Origin of the sequence: Klebsiella sp. GL120222-02, assembly GCF_003097195.1 — a bacterium.
GTDB lineage: Bacteria > Pseudomonadota > Gammaproteobacteria > Enterobacterales > Enterobacteriaceae > Klebsiella > Klebsiella variicola.
Genome location: NZ_QEQO01000002.1, coordinates 1 through 25,156, shown reverse-complemented (window position 1 = coordinate 25,156; position 25,156 = coordinate 1). Strand labels below are relative to the sequence as shown.

Annotated in this window: 24 protein-coding genes and 1 pseudogene; 19 read left to right on the top strand and 6 right to left on the bottom strand. The window is 59.1% G+C overall.

Translation table 11 applies throughout. The features are described 5' to 3' along the window. Window positions 1–100: 100 nt before the first annotated feature. From N438_RS05350 to N438_RS05325, 6 genes are all read left to right on the top strand, one after another. Window positions 101–1,036 carry a D-ribose ABC transporter substrate-binding protein gene (locus N438_RS05350; RefSeq protein WP_004176926.1) on the top strand — a complete coding sequence of 312 codons (936 nt, stop codon included), beginning with the start codon at window positions 101–103 and terminating at the stop codon, window positions 1,034–1,036. A gap of 43 nt (window positions 1,037–1,079) precedes the next feature. Next, entirely contained in the window at window positions 1,080–1,700 is a 621-nt protein-coding gene (locus tag N438_RS05345) for a DUF2291 domain-containing protein (RefSeq protein ID WP_004176927.1), read from the top strand. Window position 1,701: 1 nt separating this feature from the next. Next, complete coding sequence (locus N438_RS05340) at window positions 1,702–3,246, top strand: sugar ABC transporter ATP-binding protein (RefSeq protein WP_023339764.1); 1,545 nt, start codon at window positions 1,702–1,704, stop codon at window positions 3,244–3,246. A 17-nt stretch (window positions 3,247–3,263) separates the two neighbouring features. After that, window positions 3,264–4,331, top strand: a complete 1,068-nt coding sequence (locus tag N438_RS05335; protein ID WP_002893591.1) for an ABC transporter permease — start codon at window positions 3,264–3,266, stop codon at window positions 4,329–4,331. Window positions 4,332–4,391: 60 nt separating this feature from the next. Further along, window positions 4,392–5,189, top strand: a complete 798-nt coding sequence (locus N438_RS05330) for an SDR family oxidoreductase (protein ID WP_004191416.1) — start codon at window positions 4,392–4,394, stop codon at window positions 5,187–5,189. Between the two features lie 201 nt (window positions 5,190–5,390). Beyond that, a complete protein-coding gene (locus N438_RS05325) occupies window positions 5,391–6,176 on the top strand; it encodes an SDR family oxidoreductase (protein ID WP_023297198.1) in 786 nt (261 codons plus the stop codon). A gap of 52 nt (window positions 6,177–6,228) precedes the next feature. On the opposite strand, the gene N438_RS05320 is transcribed toward N438_RS05325, so the two are convergent. Beyond that, window positions 6,229–6,834, bottom strand: a complete 606-nt coding sequence (locus N438_RS05320; protein ID WP_023287352.1) for a glutathione S-transferase — start codon at window positions 6,832–6,834, stop codon at window positions 6,229–6,231. A 253-nt stretch (window positions 6,835–7,087) separates the two neighbouring features. Here N438_RS05320 and N438_RS05315 point away from each other — a divergent pair, with 253 nt between their 5' ends. Next, a complete protein-coding gene (locus tag N438_RS05315) occupies window positions 7,088–7,981 on the top strand; it encodes a LysR substrate-binding domain-containing protein (RefSeq protein WP_023322206.1) in 894 nt (297 codons plus the stop codon). On the opposite strand, the gene N438_RS28725 is transcribed toward N438_RS05315, so the two are convergent. Together N438_RS28725 and N438_RS28720 are read right to left on the bottom strand one after the other, a co-directional pair. Next, window positions 7,978–8,706 carry a mechanosensitive ion channel domain-containing protein gene (locus N438_RS28725; protein WP_323053535.1) on the bottom strand — a complete coding sequence of 243 codons (729 nt, stop codon included), beginning with the start codon at window positions 8,704–8,706 and terminating at the stop codon, window positions 7,978–7,980. The genes N438_RS05315 and N438_RS28725 overlap by 4 nt on opposite strands. 107 nt (window positions 8,707–8,813) lie before the next feature. Then, a pseudogene (locus tag N438_RS28720) lies at window positions 8,814–9,234 on the bottom strand (hypothetical protein). 224 nt (window positions 9,235–9,458) lie between these two features. Here N438_RS28720 and ivy point away from each other — a divergent pair. Continuing rightward, entirely contained in the window at window positions 9,459–9,905 is a 447-nt protein-coding gene (gene ivy, locus N438_RS05305; protein ID WP_008805565.1) for an Ivy family C-type lysozyme inhibitor, read from the top strand. A gap of 46 nt (window positions 9,906–9,951) precedes the next feature. On the opposite strand, the gene betT is transcribed toward ivy, so the two are convergent. After that, window positions 9,952–11,985: a choline BCCT transporter BetT gene (betT, locus tag N438_RS05300; RefSeq protein WP_008805564.1), complete on the bottom strand. Its 2,034-nt coding sequence runs from the start codon at window positions 11,983–11,985 to the stop codon at window positions 9,952–9,954. 128 nt (window positions 11,986–12,113) lie between these two features. Here betT and betI point away from each other — a divergent pair, with 128 nt between their 5' ends. Genes betI through betA form a run of 3 tightly spaced genes read left to right on the top strand, consistent with a single transcriptional unit; the run spans window position 12,114 to window position 15,865 of the window. Beyond that, window positions 12,114–12,701, top strand: coding sequence for a transcriptional regulator BetI (betI, locus tag N438_RS05290; protein ID WP_004151671.1), 588 nt, complete (start codon window positions 12,114–12,116; stop codon window positions 12,699–12,701). 13 nt (window positions 12,702–12,714) lie between these two features. Further along, a complete protein-coding gene (betB, locus tag N438_RS05285) occupies window positions 12,715–14,187 on the top strand; it encodes a betaine-aldehyde dehydrogenase (protein WP_022064796.1) in 1,473 nt (490 codons plus the stop codon). 13 nt (window positions 14,188–14,200) lie between these two features. Next, window positions 14,201–15,865 carry a choline dehydrogenase gene (gene betA, locus N438_RS05280; RefSeq protein ID WP_022064795.1) on the top strand — a complete coding sequence of 555 codons (1,665 nt, stop codon included), beginning with the start codon at window positions 14,201–14,203 and terminating at the stop codon, window positions 15,863–15,865. Between the two features lie 63 nt (window positions 15,866–15,928). Here betA and N438_RS05275 read toward each other — a convergent pair whose 3' ends face one another. Beyond that, window positions 15,929–16,285: a hypothetical protein gene (locus tag N438_RS05275; RefSeq protein WP_012542503.1), complete on the bottom strand. Its 357-nt coding sequence runs from the start codon at window positions 16,283–16,285 to the stop codon at window positions 15,929–15,931. 201 nt (window positions 16,286–16,486) lie between these two features. Between N438_RS05275 and N438_RS05270 the strand changes: the two genes are divergently transcribed. The 3 genes from N438_RS05270 (at window position 16,487) to N438_RS05260 (ending at window position 18,775) form a co-directional block, all read left to right on the top strand. Beyond that, a complete protein-coding gene (locus tag N438_RS05270; RefSeq protein ID WP_012542504.1) occupies window positions 16,487–17,155 on the top strand; it encodes a PAS domain-containing protein in 669 nt (222 codons plus the stop codon). Beyond that, window positions 17,145–17,945 carry a PhzF family phenazine biosynthesis protein gene (locus N438_RS05265; protein WP_012542505.1) on the top strand — a complete coding sequence of 267 codons (801 nt, stop codon included), beginning with the start codon at window positions 17,145–17,147 and terminating at the stop codon, window positions 17,943–17,945. Before N438_RS05270 ends, N438_RS05265 begins: the two co-directional genes overlap by 11 nt. 611 nt (window positions 17,946–18,556) lie before the next feature. Next, window positions 18,557–18,775 carry a YgdI/YgdR family lipoprotein gene (locus N438_RS05260; protein ID WP_012542507.1) on the top strand — a complete coding sequence of 73 codons (219 nt, stop codon included), beginning with the start codon at window positions 18,557–18,559 and terminating at the stop codon, window positions 18,773–18,775. Window positions 18,776–18,826: 51 nt separating this feature from the next. On the opposite strand, the gene N438_RS05255 is transcribed toward N438_RS05260, so the two are convergent. Then, window positions 18,827–19,522: a GNAT family protein gene (locus N438_RS05255; protein WP_012968739.1), complete on the bottom strand. Its 696-nt coding sequence runs from the start codon at window positions 19,520–19,522 to the stop codon at window positions 18,827–18,829. Window positions 19,523–19,727: 205 nt separating this feature from the next. Here N438_RS05255 and N438_RS05250 point away from each other — a divergent pair, with 205 nt between their 5' ends. The 5 genes from N438_RS05250 (at window position 19,728) to N438_RS05230 (ending at window position 24,791) form a co-directional block, all read left to right on the top strand. Then, on the top strand, window positions 19,728–21,296 hold the full coding sequence (locus tag N438_RS05250) for an ABC transporter substrate-binding protein (RefSeq protein WP_008805560.1): 1,569 nt from the start codon (window positions 19,728–19,730) through the stop codon (window positions 21,294–21,296). Window positions 21,297–21,415: 119 nt separating this feature from the next. Then, entirely contained in the window at window positions 21,416–22,438 is a 1,023-nt protein-coding gene (locus tag N438_RS05245) for an ABC transporter permease (RefSeq protein WP_008805559.1), read from the top strand. Beyond that, window positions 22,438–23,271 (top strand): ABC transporter permease, encoded by an 834-nt coding sequence (locus N438_RS05240; protein WP_008805558.1) that lies wholly within the window; start codon window positions 22,438–22,440, stop codon window positions 23,269–23,271. Before N438_RS05245 ends, N438_RS05240 begins: the two co-directional genes overlap by 1 nt. Further along, a complete protein-coding gene (locus tag N438_RS05235; protein WP_023297191.1) occupies window positions 23,264–24,100 on the top strand; it encodes an ABC transporter ATP-binding protein in 837 nt (278 codons plus the stop codon). Before N438_RS05240 ends, N438_RS05235 begins: the two co-directional genes overlap by 8 nt. Further along, window positions 24,087–24,791 carry an ABC transporter ATP-binding protein gene (locus N438_RS05230; protein WP_008805556.1) on the top strand — a complete coding sequence of 235 codons (705 nt, stop codon included), beginning with the start codon at window positions 24,087–24,089 and terminating at the stop codon, window positions 24,789–24,791. The genes N438_RS05235 and N438_RS05230 overlap by 14 nt, the downstream gene beginning before the upstream one ends. The last annotated feature ends 365 nt before the right edge of the window (window positions 24,792–25,156 follow it).

Genomic DNA, 25,156 nt, shown 5'->3' with positions numbered 1-25,156 from the left:
ATATCGCTATCCCCGAATACATCAGGGGAAATTTCAGACCGTAAAAGCCTGCCCGCTCAGGGGCTCATTTGTTCGAATATAAAAATACAGGAACAGAGTCATGAAATTACGTATAACCCTTTTAACCGCTGCTACCCTGACCGCCTTCTCCTTTGCCGCGCACGCCGCGGAGAAAGGCACCATTATGATCATGGTCAACTCGCTGGATAACCCGTATTACGCCTCGGAAGCCAAAGGCGCCAGCGAAAAAGCCCAGGCGCTCGGCTATAAAACCACCGTGCTGTCCCATGGCGAAGATGTCAAAAAGCAGAATGAGCTTATCGACACCGCGATTGGTAAAAAAGTGCAGGGCATTATTCTCGATAACGCTGATTCCACCGCCAGCGTCGCCGCCATTGAAAAAGCCAAAAAAGCCGGCATTCCGGTGGTCTTAATTAACCGCGAAATTCCGGTTGATGATGTGGCGCTGGAACAAATTACCCACAATAACTTCCAGGCCGGCTCTGAGGTCGCCAACGTCTTCGTGGAAAAAATGGCGGAGAAAGGCAAATACGCCGAGCTGACCTGCAACCTCGCCGATAATAACTGCGTCACCCGTTCTAAATCTTTCCATCAGGTCATTGACCAGTATCCGGATATGGTCAGCGTGGCGAAACAGGATGCCAAAGGCACCCTGATCGACGGCAAACGCATCATGGACAGCATCCTGCAGGCTCACCCCGACGTGAAAGGCGTCATCTGTGGCAACGGGCCGGTAGCCCTCGGCGCGATTGCGGCGCTGAAAGCAGCCAACCGTAGCGATGTGATCGTCGTCGGCATCGACGGCAGCAACGATGAGCGCGACGCCGTGAAAGCCGGCACCCTGCAGGCAACCGTGATGCTGCAGGCGCAGGCCATCGCCGCTCAGGGCGTCACCGATCTGGATAACTACCTGCAAAAAGGCGAGAAGCCGGCGAAGCAGCGCGTGATGTTCCGCGGCATTCTGATTACCCAGGATAACGCCGATAAAGTCCAGGATTTCAACATTAAGTCCTGAGTTCGGGTGGTTGCGCCCCTGCGGGGGCGCAGAGGAGAGCATTATGTTTAAGAAAACCTGTCTGACGCTGGCCGTACTGGCGCTAGGGGGCTGTCGCATCGTCTCGCAGCAGGAGCTGGCAGACCTGAAATCCCCGCCCAACCCGCATATGGCGAATATGGATAAAACCTGGCAGCAGAGCATCGTACCGCAGGTGGTGACGAAAGCGCGTCCGGCGGCGGAACTGATGAGCGCGCTCAAGGCGGCAAAAGACATTGATAGCGCCTGTAAAACCCTCGGCTACCGTGCGCAGGATGAAAACCCCTGCATCTTCTACGTCAAGGTTTCAGGCACCGTCAGCAAACTCGATACCGCCTCGCGCAGCGGCAAAATGACCCTGTCCGACGCCAGCGTCGGCAAGGTGACGGTGCAGATTGGCCCTACCCTGCGCGGCACCCAGCTGCGCGACGGCTACAGCGGCGCCAGCTATCAGGACTTTAATGACCAGGTGCTGTTCGGCGAGTACAGCAAGAATATCAACAGTCAGGCGGTCAAAATGATTCAGACAGCCAACGTCAAAACCGGCGATAGCGTGGAGGTGTACGGCGTCTTCTCGGCCTGGGATATTCCGCAAACTCTCCCGGAAATTACCCCGGCGAAAATCATTCATGCGGGGGGACAATAATATGGCGCCGCACGATCTCGTCGCTCTCCAGCCCGTTGAGTCCGAAGTGATTATCGAAACCCGCGGCCTTTCGCGCGTCTATCCCGGCGTGACCGCCCTGGATAATGTCAATTACCGGGTCTATCGAAATAAGGTCAACGTGCTGATCGGAGAAAATGGTGCGGGTAAATCCACCATGATGAAAATGCTTGCCGGTGTGGAAACGCCCTCTTCCGGGCAAATTATTCTCGATGGCGAAGCGGTTTCATTACAGTCGACGCATCAGGCAGAAAAACTGGGCATCAGTATTATTTTTCAGGAACTGAATTTATTCCCCAATATGAATGTGATGGACAACATCTTCATGGCGAATGAATTCTTTCAGAAAGGACGCATTAACGAAAAATACCAGTACGCGCTGGCCAAATCGCTGCTGGAACGGCTGGAGCTGGATGTCGATCCTTATGCTCCGCTGGGTGAACTCGGTATCGGCCACCAGCAGTTAGTCGAGATTGCCCGCGCCCTGTCGAAAGACACCCGGGTGCTGATCATGGACGAGCCCACCTCGGCGCTCAGCCAGTCTGAGGTCAAAGTGCTGTTCAAGGTGATCGCGCAGCTTAAACGCCGCGGCGTGACCATCATCTATATCTCGCATCGCCTCGAAGAGCTGATGGAGATTGGCGACAACATCACCATTTTCCGCGACGGTCGTTTTATCAGCGAGCGTCACGTCAGCGACGCCAGCGTTCCGTGGATCATCGAGCAGATGGTCGGTGATAAGAAAAAACACTTTGATTATCAACCGGCGCCGAAAGGCGACGCAGTGCTTGACGTCAAAGGGCTGACCGCGCTGCATCCGAGCGGCGGCTACAAACTTAATGACGTCACCTTCACCCTCAGCAAAGGCGAAGTGATCGGTATTTACGGCCTGCTGGGCGCCGGGCGCACCGAGCTGTTTAAAGGCCTGGTGGGCTTGATGCCCTGCCAGCGCGGCGAGGTGCATCTTAACGGCGAAAGCATCGGCAAATCTCGCTTTCAACAGCGCCTGAAAAAGGGGCTGGCGCTGGTGCCGGAGGACCGTCAGGGCGAAGGCGTGGTGCAGATGATGTCGATTCAGGCCAACATGACGCTCTCTGATTTCAGCCTGCAGGGGTTCCGCCGCGCCTGGCGCTGGTTGAATCCGCAGAAAGAAGAGTCCTGCGTGAAAGAGATGATCCAGCAGCTGGCGATCAAGGTCAGCGACGCCACATTGCCCATCACCTCGCTGAGCGGCGGCAATCAACAAAAAGTGGTGCTGGGTAAAGCGCTGATGACCCAGCCGCAGGTGGTGTTCCTCGACGAACCGACGCGCGGCATCGACGTCGGCGCGAAAACCGACGTCTATCACCTGATCGGCAAAATGGCCCAGCAGGGGCTGGCGGTGATGTTCTCATCTTCGGAGCTGGATGAGGTGATGGCCCTTGCCGACCGCATCCTGGTGATGGCCGATGGCCGCATTACCGCCGATCTACCGCGTCACGCGGTGACCCGCGAACAGTTAATCGCGGCTTCAACACCTCAAGATTAATCAGGCTGGAATCCATCATGAACCAGAAATATATGATTTATATGTACCTGCTGAAGGCCCGCACCTTTATCGCCCTCCTGCTGGTGATCGCGTTCTTCAGCGTGATGGTACCCAACTTCCTGACCGCCTCTAACCTGCTGATCATGACCCAGCACGTGGCGATCACCGGCCTGCTGGCCATCGGCATGACGCTGGTCATTCTCACCGGCGGCATTGACCTGTCCGTCGGCGCGGTGGCGGGGATCTGCGGCATGGTGGCGGGCGCGCTGCTGACCAACGGCCTGCCGCTGTGGAACGGCGATATCCTCTTCTTTAATGTCCCGGAGGTGATCCTCTGCGTGGCGATCTTCGGCGTGCTGGTCGGTCTGGTCAACGGCGCGGTGATCACCCGCTTCGGCGTGGCGCCGTTTATCTGCACCTTAGGCATGATGTACGTCGCCCGCGGCTCCGCGCTGCTGTTTAACGACGGGAGCACCTACCCGAATCTCAATGGCATGGAAGCGCTGGGCAACACCGGTTTCGCCACCCTCGGCTCCGGCACCCTGCTCGGCGTCTATCTGCCGATCTGGCTGATGATCGGCTTCCTCGTGCTGGGCTACTGGCTGACCACCAAAACGCCGCTTGGCCGCTACATCTACGCCATCGGCGGCAATGAGTCTGCCGCCCGCCTCGCCGGCGTGCCGATCGTGAAAGCGAAAATATTCGTCTATGCCTTCTCCGGCCTGTGCGCGGCGTTTGTCGGCCTGATCGTCGCATCACAGCTGCAAACCGCGCACCCGATGACCGGCAACATGTTTGAGATGGACGCCATCGGCGCCACCGTGCTCGGCGGTACCGCGCTGGCCGGCGGCCGTGGTCGGGTGACCGGGTCCATTATCGGCGCCTTCGTCATCGTCTTCCTTGCCGACGGCATGGTGATGATGGGCGTTAGCGACTTCTGGCAGATGGTGATTAAAGGCGTGGTGATCGTCACCGCTGTGGTCGTCGACCAGTTCCAGCAGAAGTTGCAGAGCAAGGTCATCCTGATGCGCCGCCACGAGGAGAAACTGGCCGCCATCCCCCCCAACGGCGCCACCTCCAGCTAACCGGCAACGATTCACATCTTCCGCCGGGCCTGGTGCCCGGCTCAGCGAAAGGGAAAAAATATGCAACGAGATTTCCAGAACAAAACGGTGGTGATCACCGGCGCCTGCCGCGGCATCGGCGCAGGTATTGCGGAGCGCTTTGCCCGCGACGGCGCGAATCTGGTGATGGTCTCCAACGCCGAGCGCGTTCACGAGACCGCCGAAACCCTGCGTCAGCGCTATCAGGCGGATATTTTATCGCTGCAGGTCGATGTCACCGATGAAGCCCAGGTGCAGTCGCTGTATGAGCAGGCCGCCGCGCGCTTCGGCACCATTGACGTCTCCATTCAGAACGCCGGAGTGATCACCATCGATTACTACGACCGGATGCCAAAAGCCGATTTCGAAAAAGTGCTGGCGGTCAACACCACCGGCGTGTGGCTGTGCTGCCGCGAGGCGGCCAAATATATGGTGAAACAGAATCACGGCAGCCTGATCAATACCTCTTCCGGCCAGGGGCGACAGGGCTTTATCTACACGCCGCATTATGCCGCCAGCAAAATGGGCGTGATCGGCATTACCCAAAGCCTGGCTCACGAGCTGGCGCCGTGGAATATCACCGTCAACGCCTTCTGCCCGGGCATTATTGAAAGCGAAATGTGGGATTACAACGATCGCGTGTGGGGCGAAATTCTCAGCACCGAGCAGAAGCGCTACGGCAAGGGCGAACTGATGGCCGAGTGGGTCGAGGGCATTCCGATGAAACGCGCCGGTAAACCGGAAGACGTGGCCGGGCTGGTGGCCTTCCTCGCCTCCGACGACGCACGCTACCTCACCGGGCAGACCATCAATATCGATGGCGGTTTGATTATGTCGTAATTCCCCGCGGGTTAGCGGGCCCCATCGCCCGAATAAGGCGTCCCGCATTGGCGCCACCACGCCGGGACGGCCCCCCGGTGGCGTTACGCTTACCGGGGCTACGTAACACCGCCGAAAGGTTGCCCGGATAAGGCGCTACGCGCCGCCATTCGGGAAAAAGGGCTCCCGACGTTCGACACTATATTGAAGAGAGTAAACATTATGATCGGTAAAGATTTTGCACAGCAGCTGTTTAACCTGCAGGGGCGCGTCGCCTTCGTCACCGGCGCCGGCAGCGGTATCGGCCAGACCATCGCCTGCAGCCTCGCCAGCGCGGGTGCGCGGGTAGTCTGTTTTGATCTTCGCGACGACGGCGGGCTGGCGGAAACGGTCAGCCATATTGAATCCATCGGCGGTCAGGCTTGTTCTTATACCGGCGATGTCCGCCAGATTGCCGACCTGCGCGCCGCCGTCGCGCTGGCCAAAAACCGCTTTGGCCGCCTCGACATCGCCGTCAACGCCGCCGGGATCGCCAACGCCAATCCGGCGCTGGAGATGGAGAGCGAGCAATGGCAGCGGGTGATCGATATCAATCTCACCGGCGTATGGAACTCCTGCAAAGCTGAAGCGGAACTGATGCTGGAGTCCGGCGGCGGGTCGATTATTAATATCGCCTCGATGTCGGGGATTATCGTTAACCGCGGCCTCGACCAGGCACATTACAACTGCTCTAAAGCCGGCGTGATCCATCTGTCGAAAAGCCTGGCGATGGAGTGGGTGGGCAAAGGGATCCGCGTCAATTCCATCAGCCCGGGATATACCGCCACGCCGATGAATACCCGTCCGGAGATGGTGCACCAGACCCGCGAGTTTGAAAGCCAGACGCCGATGCAGCGAATGGCGAAGGTGGAAGAGATGGCCGGCCCGGCGCTGTTCCTCGCCAGCGACGCCGCCTCGTTCTGCACCGGCGTAGACCTGGTGGTCGACGGCGGGTTTGTCTGCTGGTGATCCTCTCCTGCTTCAGGGCGCCACGCTGCGGCGCCCCTCTCCATCCCTGCCGTTAAACCAGCGGATACTGTTGAAATACCGGCAGCGCCTCCCCCTTCTCCGCCAGCGCGCGGATATGAGGAAACGCCGCTGCCGACACCACCGCCGGGATCATCAACTGGATAAAGGACCAGACCACCGTGCTGGTGACCAGCACCTGATCCGGCTGCGCGGCGGCGGCGCGGTCTGCCAGCCGGGCGTCCCATTCCCGACAGGCGGCGAGCAGTTGGCCGGTCACCCGGGCTATCCACGGCTGATGCTGCTTCTCTTCCGGCCGCAGACGGTGCTCATAAACATGCTGGACCGCTTTTTCACTGGCGGCGAGGATCACCCCCAGCAGGTGCAGATCGCGGGCCAGCGCCTCGGGATGCGCGGGAAGCAGCCGGCGCCCGGTGGGATTGGTCGTTTCGAAATAGTGGAGGATCAGGGTGGAGTCCATCAGTTGCGTCCCGTTATCGAGCACCACCGTCGGCGCCTTGACCACCGGATTAATACGGGAAAATTCGTCAAAGCCGCTAAAGACCGAGAGCGGCAGGCTCTCGAATTCCACGCCATAGAGCGCCAGAGAAACCGCCACGCGTCTTACATAAGGTGAATCCATCATACCAATGAGTTTCATCGTCACTCCTGCCTGCGATAAAGGGGTTGCGGCTTTACCTTACTGGAAAACCGAGGCCGCGAATATCACGGGATACTTACCGCAATGGTTAGTCAAACTAACAGATTGGCGATTCGCGGTAGCCCTCCAGTTCCCCTTGTGCTATACCGACTGAGGCAGCATTTGGCTCCTTTTCAGCTTGTTTGCAGCGGCTTTAAAAGCCGCTAACCCGGTAGTAACGTTAACGTATCGACTCACTGACAGAGAAACCACCATGGCAGATTTTCCCCCTGTCGCCAGCCTGCGCAGCTTTGAGGCGGTGGCGCGCCTCGGCAGCGTGACGCAGGCCGCCCACGAGTTGAGCGTGACCCATTCGGCGGTCAGCCAGCACATCAAACAGCTGGAAGCGCTGGTCGGCGTCACGCTCTTTATCCGCCACGGCCGCGGGGTGCGCATCACGGAAGAAGGACGGCTCTATGCCCTGCAAATCCGCGAGGCGTTACAGCACATCGCCGACGCCACGCGCATGGTGCAGATCAAACCCCGCACCCTGGAAGTGACCCTGGCGACGCTCCCCTCCTTTGGCTGCCACTGGCTGCTGCCGCGGCTGGCGCGCTTTCAGGCGCGGCATCCGCAGATCGCGGTGCGCCTGCTGACCAGCCTGGCGGTGGTTAACCTGCAACAGGAGGGTATTGATCTGGCCATTCGCATGGGGCAAGGCGACTGGGAGGGGATGGAAAGCCGGCATCTGTTTGCCGATGAACAACTGGTGGTGGCCGCGCCGCACTATCGCAGCGGCGACCTGCCGACCACCCCGCAGGCGATCGCCGCCAGCGATATTATTTTTTCCATGGAGTCCTGGCATGCCTGGTGCAGCCAGGCGGGACTGGAAAAGCCGATCGTCCCCGCGGGCCTGCGTCTGAACGACTCCAATCTGGTGCTGGAGGCGGTCCGCCTGGGGGCCGGCGTAGCGCTGGAGCGGCGCTCGCTGGTGGCGGGGGCGATAGCCCGCGGCGAGCTTGTGCAGCTCACCGCCGTCACCGTCCCCTACCCCTGGCACTACTGGCTAACCGTCTCCCCGCAGGCGGAGAACCGGCCGGAAGTCGCCCGGTTCATCGCCTGGCTGGGGGAGGAGATCGCCCTCTGGCGCCAGCAAATCAGCGCTTAGCCTTCGGCCGAAGGCGGCAGGCCCGTCCGGGCGGCGTGCTCCTGGGAGAGACGCCAGAAATCGTGCCCGGCGGGATACTGATAAAGTCGCAGGGAAAACTGTCCGGCCACCGCGGTAATGTACTCAAATATCGCCGACTGGGTGTTTTCGTAGTCTTTCCACAGCGTCGAGGAGGTGAAGCAGTAAATCTCCAGCGGGATGCCCGACGGCGACGGTTTCAGCGTTCTCGCCACAATGTACATCTCCTTAATAATATCCGGTCGCTCGGCGAGATAGTGCATCAGATAGTGGCGAAACAGGGTCAGGTTGGTCAGCCCGTTATCGACAAACCAGCGGTCGGCCACGCCGCCGGGATCCCGGCCGTCAAGCAGCGTGCCCAAAGGCTCACTCACCCCGCGGATGGTTAGCATCGAGGAGAGCATCTCCTGGTCGAGAAAACGCACCGAGTGCTGATCGATGGCGATACTGCGCATGATCCGCCGCGCCCCGGAGGAGAACATCGCCTGCCAGTTGGTATAGGTCTCGGTGAGGAAATTCTTCGTCGGGATGCGGGAGATGGTATTGTCCCAGTTGCGGATGGTAATGGTGTGCAGCGCGATATCCGTCACTTCACCGCTGAGGTTCTTGTCAGGCATTTCAATCCAGTCCCCCAGCTGGAGAACGTCGTTAGACGACAACTGAACGTTCGCCACCAGCGACAGCAGGGTATGCTGGAACACGATCATCAGCACCGCCGCCACGGCCCCCAGACTGGAGATAATAATGATCGGCGATTTGTTCGACATCACGGCGAGGATCATAATCGCCGCCAGGATGTGAACTAAGATTTTGCCTATCTGGATATAGCCCTTAATGGAATGATTTTTACGTTTGGTCTTTCGCAGATAAGAGCTGTTGACAATATCCAGCATCTCGTTGAAAAACACCGACATAAAAATAAAAAACAAGATCCCGCAGATGGTATTAATCGCCGTCACCAGCGATGCCGGCATCGCCGGCATAAACTGCAGGACGTAATAGACGATAATAACCGGAATGAAATTGGACAGTTTTTCGGCGATGCGTCGATCCTTCTCCAGCGGCACATCCTGTTTGTGGCTACTAAAGAAGACCTTACGCACCACTTTAATCAGCAAGAACTTGCATAAAAGATGGGCAAATATGCCGGAGACCAGCAGCAGAATAAGATTAAACCCCACCGCCAGCGCCGGATTACTCTCAATAAACGTCAGTAGATGATTCACATACGCCATGCTATATCGCCTGAATAACTATGCCATTTCGCTGACTGCTTTATCACAAGGGCATATATTTGGAAAATAAATCAATCCGCATCATGGCATATCGCTTAGCGTAACGTCCATGCGCGCACCGCTTCTAATCATTCACAGAAAATATGTCAGAGTTTGCATTAATCATTCCCTACGCTCACTATAAAGAGGCTTGTTATGAGGACGGAATAAGTCCAGGAGGAAACATGTTTAAAGCGCTTACCGCTATCATCACCTTAGCCGCCTCCGCCAGCGTCATGGCGCAAGGCGATGTCACGTTGAACAGTCTGGCCCACGATGCCGCCACCCGGGCGTCGTTTAACCAGATGGTCAAAGGCCATCAGCTGCCCGCCTGGGTAACCACCGGCGGCACCGGTTCACCGGCGCAGACGGTGAAGCTGGGTAGCGAATCCTGGCAGGTGTTAAGCGCCTGCAAACCCCACGACTGCGGTCATGAACGTATCGCGGTGATCTGGTCCGAGAAAAGCCAACAGATGTCGGGCGTGTACTCGGTGGTCGATGAAAAAACCGACCAGGAGAAGCTGACCTGGCTTAACGTCAGCGATGCCCTGTCCATCGATGGCAAAACCGTGCTGTTTGCCGCCCTCAGCGGTAGCCTCGACAACCATCCGGACGCCTTTAACTACCCGTAACCGCCCGTCGCCCCCGTCAGCCTTTTCCCGACGGGGGATCCCCTGATTAGCCATCCGGGAACATCACGCTGTTCCCCGGCGCTTCCCTGTGCAGATGGATAAAGTTCAGGTGCCGTTCGTACTGGTCGAGAATATCGGTGATCACCTGCTCTTTGCTGTAGTCCATCAGGTCGTTACCCTGACTGCCCTCCAGCAGGAAGGTCTCCAGCCGGTAATAGGTGGATTTCCCGCTGCGCGCCCGATAGGTAAAGCCCGGCACCGAGTACTGCTGCGGCCAGATCTTGTAGATAAAGTTCTGCTCGTCGCCCATGTGCACCAGCAGATCGAGGTGGCCCAGGTTCTCGCCCTCTTCCGGCGGCAGGCTCTTCAGTTCCACCGCGGCGCCGCGCAGCCGCAGCTCCTGGGCTACCTCTTCCATCGCCGGGTAGCACACCGTCTCCATCATCTGTTTGGTATAACGCGTGCCCGGGTAATTCATCAGCCGCGACAGGCGCTTCTTCCAGCTCAGACGATCCTGGAGGCCCATCGGACGCGGGGCGGTGTCGCGACTGGCGCTGACCCGGCGGTAATCTTCCACTTTCAGGGATTTATACAGTCCGGCCATCACGAAGAAAATCACAAAGCTGAACGGCAGACCCATGATCACCGTGGTGTTCTGCAGCGCCGAGATGCCGTTGGTCATCAGCATCCCGAGGGTCAACAGACCGATGGCCACCGACCAGAAGATGCGCAGCCAGTTCGGGGCGTCGCTGTTGATGTCCTTCAGCTTCGAGGTGAAGTTCCCCAGCACCAGCGCGCCGGAGTCGGCGGAGGTGACGTAGAACAGCAGACCGGTAATGGTCGCCACCGACGCGCTAAAGGTAAACGCCGGGTACTGCGCCAGCAGGCTGTAGAATCCGCGTTCCGGGTGGACCATCGCCTCCTCGGCAAAGGCCGCGTCGCCGTGAATAATCTCATACAGCGCGCTGTTGCCGAACACCGATAGCCACAGCAGGGTAAAGGTGAAGGGAATAATCAGGGTGCCCATCACAAACTGGCGGATGGTGCGCCCGCGCGAAATGCGCGCCAGGAACAGGCCCACAAACGGCGACCAGGCCACCCACCACGCCCAGAAAAAGAGCGTCCAGTTATTCATCCATTCCACCGGCCGGTCGAAGGCGAAGCTGTTCAGCGTCATCCCCATAAAGCGATTGACGTAGTCGCCGACGTTCAGCACTAACGCATTGAGCAGGAAGGAGGTATCGCCCATGAACAGCACGAACAGGATCAGCCCCAGCGCGAGGGCGACGTTCAGCTCGGAGAGCACGCGGATGCCCTTGTCCACCCCGGAGGTGACCGAGATGGTGGCGATGATCACCGACAGCGCAATCAGGGCCGCTTTCGCCGCCAGCGAGTCCGGAATATCGAACAGCACGCTCAGACCGTAGTTGAGCTGCACGACGCCGATACCGAGGGTGGTGGCGATGCCGAAGATGGTGCCGATCACCGCCGCAATATCGACGCTGTGGCCGATGGGCCCATTGATCCGTTTGCCAAAAATCGGGTACAGCGCCGAGCGGATGGTGAGCGGCAAATTATAACGATAGCTAAAGTATCCCAGCGCCATGCCCATCAGGGCATACATTGACCAACCGGTTAAGCCATAGTGAAACAGCGTCCAGACCATCGCCTGGCGCGCCGCCTCGATGGTCTGCCCCGCCCCTTCCGGCGGCTGCATATATTGCGTCACCGGCTCGGCGACCGAGAAGAACATCAGGTCGATACCGATCCCGGCGGCAAACAGCATCGCCGCCCAGCTCAGCAAGCTGAACTCGGGCTTGGACTGCTCCGGGCCGAGCTTCACCGAGCCGAAGCGCGAGCAGGCAATGCAGACGACAAAGACGATATACAGCGTCGCCGCCAGCAGATAGTACCAGCCGAAGGTTTTCGACACCCAGTTGAGGGTGCGCCCAATCCACTCGGCAGAAAAATCGCGAAAAAAGATCGTCATCAGGGAAAACAACAAAATCAGTCCGGCCGAGGTATAAAAAACCACCGGATTGATTTTGTCCTTTTCTCTGTTTTGCGAAAGATCTGTCATCCAGTATCCCCACTGTTTTTGTAACTATTAAAATTCAATAACGTAACAATTAAGACACATTTTATATTGAACGTCCAATCAAAAACAGCTTTAATAGTTAACCAACGCTGATGAATGGAGTGGCAAAAATGCCCAAACTGGGGATGCAGCCAATCCGGCGCAGGCAACTGATCGACGCCACGCTGGACGCTATAAATGAAGTCGGAATGCATGATGCGACCATCGCGCAGATCGCCCGACGGGCGGGCGTATCGACGGGGATCATCAGTCACTATTTCAAAGATAAAAATGGTCTGCTGGAGGCGACCATGCGCGACATCACCAGCCAGCTGCGCGACGCGGTGCTCAACCGTCTGCACGCCCTGCCGGACGGCAGCGCCAGCCAGCGCCTGCAGGCGATTGTCGGCGGCAACTTTGATGAGACGCAGATCAGCAGCGCGGCGATGAAGGCCTGGCTGGCCTTCTGGGCCAGCAGCATGCACCAGCCGATGCTTTATCGGTTACAGCAGGTCAGCAGCCGTCGGCTGCTGTCGAACCTGGTGTACGAATTCCGCCGCGAGCTGCCGCGCGAGCAGGCGCAGGAGGCCGGCTACGGGCTGGCGGCGCTGATAGACGGCCTGTGGCTGCGGGCGGCGCTCAGCGGCAAACCGCTGGATAAGACGCTGGCGCAGTCGCTGACCAGCCACTTTATTCGTCAGCATTTACCGAACCCATAACCGAGGAGGCGTTATGTCCCGAATGGCAGAACAGCAGCTTTATATTAATGGTGGTTATACATCGGCCACCAGCGGTCGCACCTTCGAGACCATCAACCCTGCCACTGGCGAGGTGCTGGCGACCGTTCAGGCTGCCGGACGCGAGGATGTCGACCGCGCCGTTGAAAGCGCGCAGCGTGGGCAAAAAATCTGGGCGGCGATGACCGCCATGGAACGCTCGCGCATCCTGCGTCGCGCCGTCGACCTTCTGCGCCAGCGCAACGATGAGCTGGCGCGGCTGGAGACGCTGGATACCGGGAAACCCCTCAGCGAAACCGCCGCCGTCGATATCGTCACCGGCGCCGACGTGCTGGAGTATTACGCTGGCTTGATCCCGGCGCTGGAAGGTAGCCAGATCCCGCTGCGCGACAGTTCCTTCGTCTATACCCGTCGCGAACCGCTGGGGGTGGTAGCCGGGATCGGCGCGTGGAACTACCCGATCCAGATCGCCCTGTGGAAATCGGCGCCAGCGCTGGCCGCCGGCAATGCGATGATTTTCAAACCGAGCGAGGTCACCCCGCTCACCGCCCTCAAGCTGGCGGAAATTTACAGCGAAGCGGGCCTGCCGGACGGGGTGTTTAACGTGCTGCCGGGGATCGGCGCGGAGACCGGCCAGTATCTGACCGAACATCCGGGTATCGCCAAAATCTCCTTCACCGGCGGCGTCGCCAGCGGCAAAAAAGTGATGGCCAACTCCGCGGCCTCGTCGCTGAAAGAGGTCACCATGGAGCTGGGCGGTAAATCGCCGCTGATTATCGCCGACGATGCCGACCTCGACCTCGCCGCCGATATCGCCATGATGGCCAACTTCTACAGCTCCGGTCAGGTGTGCACCAACGGCACCCGGGTGTTTGTCCCGGCGAAACAGAAGGCGGAATTCGAGCACAAGATCCTCGAACGCGTGGGCCGCATCCGCCCCGGCGATCTGTTTGCCGATGACACCAACTTCGGCCCGCTGGTCAGCTTCCCCCATCGCGACAACGTTCTGCGCTATATCGAGAGCGGCAAACACGAAGGCGCGCGCCTGCTGTGCGGCGGCGAGGCGCTGAAAGGCGACGGTTTCGATAACGGCGCGTGGGTCGCCCCGACGGTGTTTACCGACTGTAGCGACGAGATGACTATCGTGCGCGAAGAGATCTTCGGCCCGGTGATGTCGATCCTCAGCTATACCGACGAAGCGGAGGTCATTCGCCGCGCCAACGCCACCGAATACGGCCTCGCCGCCGGCGTGGTGACGCCCAACCTCAACCGTGCCCACCGTCTTATCCACCAGCTGGAAGCCGGCATCTGCTGGATCAACAGCTGGGGTGAATCCCCGGCGGAGATGCCGGTTGGCGGCTATAAGCACTCCGGCATTGGCCGCGAGAATGGCGTCATGACGCTGCAGAGTTACACCCAGGTGAAGTCCATCCAGGTTGAGATGGGTAAATTCCAGTCCATATTTTAACCGGGAGGTTTTTTTGCAATTTGACTACATCATTATTGGTGCCGGCTCCGCCGGCAACGTTCTGGCAACACGACTGACTGAAGATCCAAACACCACCGTCCTGCTGCTGGAAGCCGGCGGCCCGGACTACCGGTTCGATTTCCGCACCCAGATGCCCGCCGCGCTGGCTTACCCGCTGCAGGGCAAGCGCTACAACTGGGCGTACGAAACCGAACCTGAGCCGTACATGAACCATCGCCGCATGGAGTGCGGACGCGGCAAAGGGCTCGGCGGCTCCTCGCTGATCAACGGCATGTGCTACATTCGCGGTAACGCGATGGATCTGGATAACTGGGCCAAAGAGCCGGGTCTGGAACACTGGAGCTATCTCGACTGCCTGCCCTACTACCGGAAAGCGGAAACCCGCGATATCGGGCCTAACGACTACCACGGCGGCGATGGCCCGGTGAGCGTGACGACACCGAAGCCGGGCAATAATCCGCTCTTCGAGGCGATGGTTGAAGCCGGGGTGCAGGCGGGCTATCCGCGTACCGACGATCTCAACGGCTACCAGCAGGAAGGCTTTGGCCCGATGGACCGCACCGTGACGCCGCAGGGCCGTCGCGCCAGTACCGCCCGCGGCTATCTCGACCAGGCGCGAGGGCGCCCGAACCTGACCATCCGCACCCATGCGCTGACCGATCACATTATTTTTGCCGGCAAGCGCGCGGTGGGCGTCGAGTGGCTGGAGGGAGAAAGCACGATCCCGTCAAAAGCGACGGCCAACAAAGAGGTGCTGCTGTGCGCCGGGGCGATTGCCTCGCCGCAGATCCTGCAGCGCTCCGGCGTGGGTAACCCGGAGCTGCTCAGGCAGTTCGATATCCCGGTGGTGCACGATCTCCCCGGCGTGGGTGAGAACCTGCAGGACCATCTGGAGATGTATCTGCAATATGAATGCAAAGAGCCGGTGTCGCTCTACCCGGCGCTACAGTGGTGGAACCAGCCGAAGATCGGCGCCGAGTGGCTGTTCGGCGGCACCGGCATCGGCGCCAGCAACCAGTTCGAAGCAGGCGGTTTTATCCGCAGCCGCGCAGAGTTCGCCTGGCCGAACATTCAGTACCACTTCCTGCCGGTGGCGATTAACTACAATGGCTCCAACGCGGTGAAAGAGCACGGCTTCCAGTGCCACGTCGGTTCAATGCGTTCGCCCAGCCGCGGCCACGTGCGCCTGAAGTCGCGCGACCCGCACGCCCATCCGGCGATCCTGTTTAACTATATGTCCCATGAGCAGGACTGGCAGGAGTTCCGCGACGCCATCCGCATTACCCGCGAAATCATGAACCAGCCGGCGCTGGATAAGTATCGCGGCCGCGAAATCAGTCCGGGAACAGAATGCCAGAGCGATGCCGAGCTGGATGAGTTTGTGCGCAACCACGCCGAGACCGCGTTCCACCCGTGCGGGACCTGTAAGATGGGTTACGACGAGATGGCGGTGGTCGATGGCGAGGGCCGCGTCCACGGTCTGGAAGGCGTGCGGGTGGTCGATGCCTCGATTATGCCGCAGATCATCACCGGCAACCTCAACGCCACCACCATTATGATCGGCGAGAAGATGGCTGACGCCATTCGCGGCCGCCAGCCGCTGCCGCGCAGCACCGCGGCGTATTATGTCGCTGGCGACGCGCCGGTTCGCCGCTAATCGTCTATGCCGCACTTGTCCTTTCCCGTGCGGAAAGGACACTCCTCACCTTTCCAGCATCCCTTAGCGCTCAAGGCACGGCTGAATAATGCTATCAACAGCAGCATTCACCTGTTTTGCACCGGATATCAGGGTGATACTTATCGTCCTCGCCCCAGCCACCTGGTACATATCGATCTGGGCGACTCGTGTGCCGTACTGCGAAATATCAAAGAAGTTTGGCGCATTCTGCTCAGGGAAGATGCGCTCAACCTCATAGCCTTGCGGCTTCAGGGCGCTGCGTATGCAGTCATAGCGCCACTGCAGCCCCGGCCGATCGGATACTGAATAGGACTGATAGACGGTTTTGTCGCCGAAGGGGTGAATGACTCCGCAGGCCACCAGCAGAACGGCAATGGCCATCACGCCGTAAATTCTCATTATATTTCCATAACATAAAGACGCACCCGACATGAGCGCTGACGCTTTCTGCAGCAAAAGGTACGCTGTCCAAACTATAAATTCAACTTTTTGTTGATAATTAAACATTATGCGTATAATTTAATCCTGTCAGCGTATCTCCCATGGTAAAATGGCGCTCCGGGATCGCTTCCTGATCACGATGCAAGCAAAGGATCATCCATGACATCAGAGTACACACAGCAGGTTGCACAGATTGCCGGGCCGCTTGAAGCAGCCATGGACGCTATGGCGGGGACATTATCAGCGAATCAGGAGGTGGTGTTGCATAATCTCACTACCCCTGAACATTCCATTATCAAAATCATTAACGGACATGTTAGCGGTAGGGGTAATGGCGATCATTTGTTAGCCGGTCCGGAAAAAGATACCGGTTTTGCGCTGCTGCTGCAGAAGACGAATAACAACAAGCCGAGAACCATAAGCGATTATAAAACCGTCACCGCTTCGGGGAAAACGCTCAATAGCGCATCGACAATTTATTACAGCGAAGAGGGATATCCGCTTATCGCCTTCTGTATTAATGTCGACCCCTCGCCTTATGAGCAAATACGCAAAAGCCTTGACGCGCTGCTGCCATCGCCGTCAGAGGCCGCTGAGGCGGTCGATCTTAATTTGGGTGGGCTGATCGATCAGTCAATTCAGGAAATCATTGATAAATATTCAGTGCCGGGTAAAAAAATACAAAAAGCGCAGCGTTTAAAAATTGTCGCTGAAATGCATACGAAAGGTATTTTCAAGATGCGCGGGGGCGTGCAGCAGGCGGCTCAGGCCCTGGGGGTAACACGATATACGGTTTATAATGACCTTGAGGTGATGAATGAAAAATAATTCACAGCAGCGCATTCGCTTTTATCAGGTCGATGCTTTTTCGAAAGGCCCCTTTACCGGCAATCCCGCCGCGGTTTGTTTGCTGGAGACGTGGCCTGAAGATAGCGTGCTGCAGCACATTGCGACGGAAAACAACCTGTCGGAAACGGCCTTTGTTGTCAGGCAGCCTGACGGTTTCGGGTTACGCTGGTTTACCCCGGCCGTCGAGGTGGATCTCTGCGGTCATGCCACGCTGGCTGCGGCCAGCGTGCTGCTCAATCAACAAGCGCGCGAGCGGGTGCGTTTTTTCACTCGCAGCGGCGCGCTGGACGTCACGCTGCATGACGGAAAATATACCCTGGATTTTCCGCTGGTTGTTCCGTCCCCCATCGCCGCGCCGCAAGGGTTGTTCAAGGCCCTGGGGCTGGCTGAAGACGCAGGTGAAACCTGGCAAGCCTCCGATATTATTGTCGTCATTGATGATGAAGCGCTGCTGGACGCGCTTAAACCCGACTTTAACGCCTTGAATGCCTTCAACACTCGTGGCGTGGTGGTCACGGCCGCATCCCGGACCTTCGATTTTCGTTCTCGCTGGTTCGGTCCGCAGGTGGGAGTCAACGAAGATCCGGTCACCGGTTCGGCACATACTTTTCTGGCGCCGCTGTGGAGTGAAAAACTGGCGAAAAAAACCCTTCATGCCCAGCAAGGTGGCAACCGTAAGGGAGAACTCTTCTGCCACATAAAAGATAACGGACGTGTTGAACTATCAGGCGAAGCCTGTCTGGTTATTGAAGGTACCTTTATTCTGTAAATCGACGAACCTATAGCATCATATTAACTTAGCGGCGAACGCCTGTTCTCATCATATTAAATACGTCTGTTTAATATTTTGGTGAGGATCATGCAATAACGTCATCCGGGGTTTGCCGTTTCCAGCCCCGGAGCATTGATAATATCAGGTATTTTTATCCGTTACAGGCGAAAAAAATAATAAGCGTGCTGCCTGCGCAACAGAGTCTGCGGCAGGCATAGCCAGCTTCAGCCATAAAATGAGATTTTTAATGTTGTGTTAGCCAAAATGCCTGAACGGGTCTTTTAATGGTTATCACTGGAATCGTTACTTTAACTCTGGGTATTAAATAACAACTAGCAAGTCGTTCATCCCGACAATATTGCCGAGAACTCACCTCTGCCGGTGTCGGAATCGGGAGCACTGACAGGGCTAACAGAGAGAATATCATGTTAACAAAACCAGATGATGAATCTAAGAAAAAGGCCACGCCCCTTGAACGTCGTATTGTGGTTATTACGTTAGTCGCCATGTTAATACTTTATTCGGTGTTAATTATGACCCACTTTCGATAACTGGTTAGTCTGTCATATTCTGCGGCCCACCGTGGCTTTCTTACAACAGGTAGCACAATGAAAAAGTTCGTTGCAGTATTCGGTTTGGCATTATTAACGTTCACCGTTGCGGGGTGTTCCAGCAATTATGTATTAGAGAAAAAAAATGGTGAGATGATTATCACCCACGGTAAACCGGAGGTCGATAACGATAATGGGTTAATCACCTATGAGGACATCGCGGGAAATGAACATGCTATTAACCGGGATCAAATTATTCAGATGATCGAGAAATAGCCTTTGTATGGGCAGTTGGCATGATGCACTCTGCCCATTCACCATACAGGCCTAACGAAATGACTCAAGGCGTTTGATCTGCTGCCCGTCGGCAGTAAAGTTCTCCGCCGCCAGCCACGCCCGCAGCGCCGCATCGCGCGCAGGCCACTCGCCGTCTATGATGGACAGCATATCGCTGTCGCGCGTCCGCCCTTTGCGCACCAGCCTCTGCCGCAGACGTCCTTCCCAGCTAAAGCCCAGCCGCTCGGCGGCCCGGCGCGAGGCGACATTCATCGAATCGCATTTCCACTCCAGCCGACGATAGCCGTGGTCAAAGCCGTTCTTCAGCAACAACCAGACCGCTTCGGTACCCAGCGGGGTGTTTTTCATCCGTCGCGACCAGGTGACATGGCCGATCTCAACCGTGCCCATTTCCCGCTCGATCGCCATATAGCTGACGATGCCCACCGCCTGCTCACTACGCAGGTCAACCACCGCATACGGCACCAGAGCATCATCATTCACCTTGCCCGCGATCCAGTGGGCGGTCGCCGCCACGCTCTCCGGCCGCGTAGACGCCAGCCACGTCCAGTCGCTGTTGTCGCCGAGCGCATAGGCGGCAAACAGATCCGCCGCATGACGGTCAACGTCCAGCGGCTCCAGTCGACAAAAACGGCCATTTAACGCCGTCCGCCGCAGGACTTGCGCCCCCTGCCAGCCAGGAACAAGGTCGTTCACCTGCTGGCCAAACTCATTGATTTCCGGCACACCCACCTCCTTGCAATAGACAATTTGTTATAGCAAGAAGCCAGAAGCGGAGAAAGACGCTTCTGCGCGGCCGGCAATAACCTGTCGTTCTTGAATATGCATTTTTAGCATAAGGATATCCTTATTTTGACTTTACGCCTTTTGGCAAGCGGCCTAACGTAGCGAGGCATAAAAAATTAAAACAACCATTTTTCAGGGATTGCACATGACCAAAAAACTGTTGCCTTTACTGGTATTGACGGCGCTCACCGCCGCCGCGCATGCCGCTACACCGCCCAACACGCTGGTGGTCGCCCAGGGTCTCGACGATATCGTCAGCCTCGACCCGGCGGAAGCGAACGAACTCTCCAGCATTCAGACGGTCCCCAGCCTCTATCAGCGTCTGGTGCAGCCGGACCGCAACAACCCTGAAAAAATCGTACCGATCCTCGCCGAAAGCTGGCAGGCCGATCCGGCGGCGAAAACCCTGACCATCAAACTGAAGCCGGATGCTAAATTCGCCTCCGGTAATCCGCTGCGCCCGGAAGATGTGATTTTCTCTTACACCCGTGCGGTGACGCTGAATAAATCGCCGGCGTTTATTCTCAACGTGCTCGGCTGGCAGCCGGACAACATCGCCAGCCAGCTGAAAAAGATTGATGACCATACCCTGACGCTGCACTGGACCGCCGACGTCAGCCCGGCGGTGGCGCTGAATATTCTCTCCACCCCTATCGCCTCCATCGTTGATGAAAAACAGGTGGCGCCGAACGCGAAAAATAATGACTTCGGCAACGACTGGCTGAAGATGCACTCGGCGGGCAGCGGGGCCTATAAAATGCGCGTCTACCAGCCGCATCAGGCCATCGTGCTGGAAGCCAACGCCAGCTCCCCCACCGGCGCGCCGAAGATCAAGAGCATCATTATTAAAAACGTCCCCGACCCGGCTTCCCGCCGCCTGCTGATCCAGCAGGGGGATGCCGACGTGGCCCGCGATCTCGGCGCTGACCAGATTGCCGCCCTGCAGGATAAACCCGGCGTGAAGGTGCTGAGCATCCCGTCCGCCGAGCAGAACTATCTGGTGTTTAATACCGCCAACAGCGCCAACCCGCTGCTGAATAATCCGGCCTTCTGGGAGGCGGCGCGCTGGCTGGTCGATTATGAGGGCATCACCAAAAACCTGCTGAAAGGCCAGTACTTTATTCACCAAAGCTTCCTGCCGGCCGGCCTGCCGGGGGCGCTGGAGACCAATCCGTTCACCTTCGACCCGCAAAAAGCTAAGGCTATCCTCGATAAAGCGGGCATTAAGGATGCCCACTTCACCCTAGACGTGGAGAACAAACCGCCGTTTATCACCATCGCCCAGTCGCTGCAGGCCAGCTTTGCCCAGGGCGGGGTGAAAGTGGATCTGCTGCCGGCCGCCGGCAGCCAGGTCTATGCCCGGGTACGCGCGAAACAGCATCAGGCGGCGATCCGCCTGTGGATCCCGGACTACTTTGATGCGCATTCCAACGCCAGCGCTTTTGCCTGGAACGATGGTAAATCCAGCACCGTGGCCGGGCTCAACGGCTGGCAGATCCCTGAGCTGAATAAAGCCACCCTCGCCGCGGTGGCGGAGCCGGACCCGGCGAAACGCCTCGATCTATACAAAACGATGCAGGAATCCCTGCTGCAGCATTCGCCATACGTCTTTATTGACCAGGGGAAAACCCAGATCGTGGTACGCGATAACGTGAAGGGCTATCAGCAGGGGCTGAACGCCGATATGGTCTGGTACGATAACGTCACCAAGTAAGCGGGTTATGTCACCGGGCACAGCGTCCTCGCCTGCCCGGATGACCGTTTCGCCACCCGGGCCCGGCGGGCGTCGCGCCGCCGGGAATCATGTTGATATACCAGGAATTTCCATTTTCCATGCCATCGTTTTCCACTCACCTTACCCGCCTGCTGCAGGGGCTGTTGACGCTGCTGCTCACGCTGTTCGGGCTGTTGCTGGTCACCTTCTCGCTCTCCGCGCTGTCGCCCGTCGACCGCGTACTGCAGATCGTCGGCGACCATGCCAGCCAGTCGACCTATGACCAGGTTCGCCATCAGCTGGGTCTCGACCAGCCGCTGCCGGTGCAGTTCTGGCACTACCTGGTCAACCTGGCTCATGGCGATCTTGGCATCGCCAGCGCCACCGGCCAGCCGGTGCTCCACGATCTGCTGGCGGTCTTCCCGGCGACCCTTGAGCTGGCGACCCTGGCGCTGATCGTCGGCGCGGTACTGGGCATCGTCGCCGGGGTGCTGTGCGCGCGTTACGCCGGTTCGCCGTGGGATCTTGCGGTGCGCACCTTTACCCTGTTGGGCAACTCGGTGCCGATATTCTGGCTCGGCCTGCTGATGCTGGCCCTGTTCTACGCCCGGCTGCAGTGGGCGCCGGGCCCGGGTCGACTCGACGATATTTATCAGTATACCGTCGAGCCGCGCAGCGGTTTTGCGCTGATCGACACCTGGCTCTCCGGCGATACCGCGGCGTTTAAAAATGCCATCGGCCATCTGGCGCTGCCGGTGCTGGTGCTGGCCTATTACTCGCTGGCGAGCATCACCCGCCTGACCCGCTCCGCCTGCCTGAGCGAGATGAACAAAGAGTACATTCTGCTGGCGCGGGCCAAAGGGGCCGGAGAGATGACGATTTTGCTGCGCCACGTCCTGCCCAATATCCGCGGCACTCTGCTGACGGTGACCGCTCTCGCCTGGACCTCCATGCTCGAAGGGGCGGTGCTCACCGAAACCGTCTTCTCGTGGCCGGGGATCGGCCGCTACCTCACCACCGCGCTGTTCGCCGGGGATACCACGGCGATCATGGGCGGCACGCTGCTGATTGGCGTGAGTTTTGTGCTGATCAATAACCTGACCGACCTGCTGGTGCGGTTAACCGATCCGAGGGTGCGCTGATGCCGACTTATCTGTTTTTACGCCGTCTGCGCCGCTCACCCGCCGCCTTCAGTGGCCTGACCCTGGTGATCCTGCTGGTACTGACGGCGCTGTTCGCCCCGTGGCTGGCGCCGCACGATCCCAACTGGCAGGATGCCGCCGCCCGCCTGCAGGGGCCGGGGGCGGGACACTGGCTCGGCACCGACAGCTACGGCCGCGACCTGCTGTCGCGCCTGCTCTACGGCACCCGCCCGGCGCTGGGTCTGGTGGCGCTGGTGACCGCCATTACCCTGCCCGTCGGGCTGCTGGTAGGTATCCTCTCCGGTTACTATGGCGGGTGGCTGGAGCGGATACTGATGCGGTTTACCGACGTGGTGATGTCGATGCCGCGGCTGATCCTCGCCTTCGCGTTCGTGGCGATGCTCGGCCCGGGGCTGGTCAACGGCGCGCTGGCGTTAGCCCTGACCACCTGGCCGGCCTACGCCCGTCAGGCGCGCAGCGAAATTCAGCGCCTGCGCCATAGCGATTACCTCGCCGCGGCGGAGATGCTGGGCATTCGCGGCTGGCGGCTGCTGATCGGCCATATTCTGCCGCTGTGTCTGCCGTCGGCGATTGTCCGGCTGGCGCTCGATCTGGCGGGCATTATCCTCGCCGCCGCCGGGCTCGGCTTTCTCGGCCTGGGCGCCCGCCCGCCGATGGCGGAGTGGGGAGCGATGATTGCCGACGGGATGCAGGTGATTTTCGACCAGTGGTGGATCGCTGCCATCCCCGGCGCGGCGATCCTGCTCGCCAGCCTGGCGTTTAACCTGCTGGGCGATGGCCTGCGCGATATTCTGGAGCCGCAACATGACTGACATCCGACTGACCGTCCAGGGACTCGCCGTCGACTACCCCACCGCCCGGGTGGTGGACAACGTCAGCTTCACCCTCGGCAACGAGCGGCTGGCGCTGGTGGGCGAATCCGGCTCCGGCAAATCGATGACCGCCCGGGCGCTGATGGGCCTGGTGCGCAAGCCCGGGGTGGTGAGCGCCGAACGGCTGGAGGTGCTGGGGCGCGATGTGCTAACCCTCAGCGCCCGCGGCTGGCGCGCGCTGCGCGGCAACGATATCGCTATGGTGCTGCAGGATCCGCGCTATGCGCTAAATCCTGTGCAGTCCATTCAGACGCAACTGGAAGAGGCGTTAACCCTGCATCAGCGTCTCAGCCGCCGTGGGCGCGCCGAGGCGGTTAAAGACGCCATCGCCGCCGTCGGTCTGGATCTGCCGGTCCTCAGCCGCTATCCCGGCGAGCTCTCCGGCGGGATGGGGCAGCGGGTGATGATCGCCCTCGCGCTGCTTAATAACCCGAAGGTGCTGATAGCCGACGAGCCAACTTCGGCCCTCGACGCCCGCCTGCGCAACCAGATCCTCGAGCTGCTGGTGGAGCAGTGCGCGCAGCGGCAGATGGCCATGCTACTGATCAGCCACGATCTGCCGCTGGTGGCCGCGCATTGCGATCGCGTGCTGGTGATGTACCGGGGGAGACAGGTCGATGAGATGCCGGCGCGGGCGCTACCGAGCGCGACGCACCCTTATACCCGCACCCTGTGGACCTGCCGGCCAAATGCGCACACCTACGGCCAGATGCTGCCGACCCTCGACAGAACCCAGGACTTTACGGAGACGGCCCATGGCGATCGTTAATCTTCAGGATTTGCAGGTAACATTCGGCGCGAAGACGGCGGTCTCTGCCGCCAGTTTCTGTGTCGACGCCGGGGAAACCTTCAGTCTGATCGGCGCCTCCGGCTGCGGTAAATCGACGATTTTGCGCGTGCTCGCCGGATTACAGCGCGAATGGCGCGGCAGCGTAGAACTGCTGGGCCAGGGCATCGCGCCGGGCGCCCGCTTTCAGGGCGCGCTGCGGCGCAACGTGCAGATGGTGTTTCAGGATCCGTACGCCTCGCTGCATCCCAACCATACTCTGTGGCGCACCCTGGCGGAGCCGCTGCAGATCCACGGCATCCGCGACGTTGCCCCCCGAGTGACCACCGCCCTTGAGCAGGTGGGTCTGGCCGCCGACGCCGTCCGCCGCTATCCACACCAGCTCTCCGGCGGGCAACGGCAGCGCGTAGCCATTGCCCGCGCCCTGCTGCTGCGCCCGCAGATCCTGCTGCTGGATGAGCCGACCTCGGCGCTGGATATGTCAGTGCAGGCGGAAATTCTCAATCTGCTTAACCGCCTGAAACAGGAGCACGGCATGACCTATCTGCTGGTGAGCCACGATGCCGACGTCATCGCCCATATGTCCGATCGGGCGGCGTTTATGGCGGAGGGTGTGATCCAGCGCTTTTTCGATCGCGAAGCGCTGGTCAACGGAGAACACCGGATGAGGTGAGGTCAGCGGATGCGCCGCTGTTTTGTCGGGTGGCGCTTCGCTTACCCGACCTGGGGTCCGTGCGACCTGTCGTTAATTTACCCACTTGCGGCGACTGAAACTGCCGGTTTCCCCCCTCTCCCTGTGTATGAAGAGCCGGAGTGAGGCTCGGTTTTCCCCCTCTCCCTGTGGGAGAGGGCCGGGGTGAGGGCAACAGAGCGCACCCTGTCCCCGCTGCCCGGCGCCTTAGCCCGATGCGCCGTTGTTTTGTCGGGTGGCGCTCCGCTTACCCGACCTGGGATTCGTGCGACCTGTCGTTAATTTATTCACCATTGTTGCTGAAACTGCCGGTGCTGGCGGCCTCAACATCGCTGAGACGTTCCCGG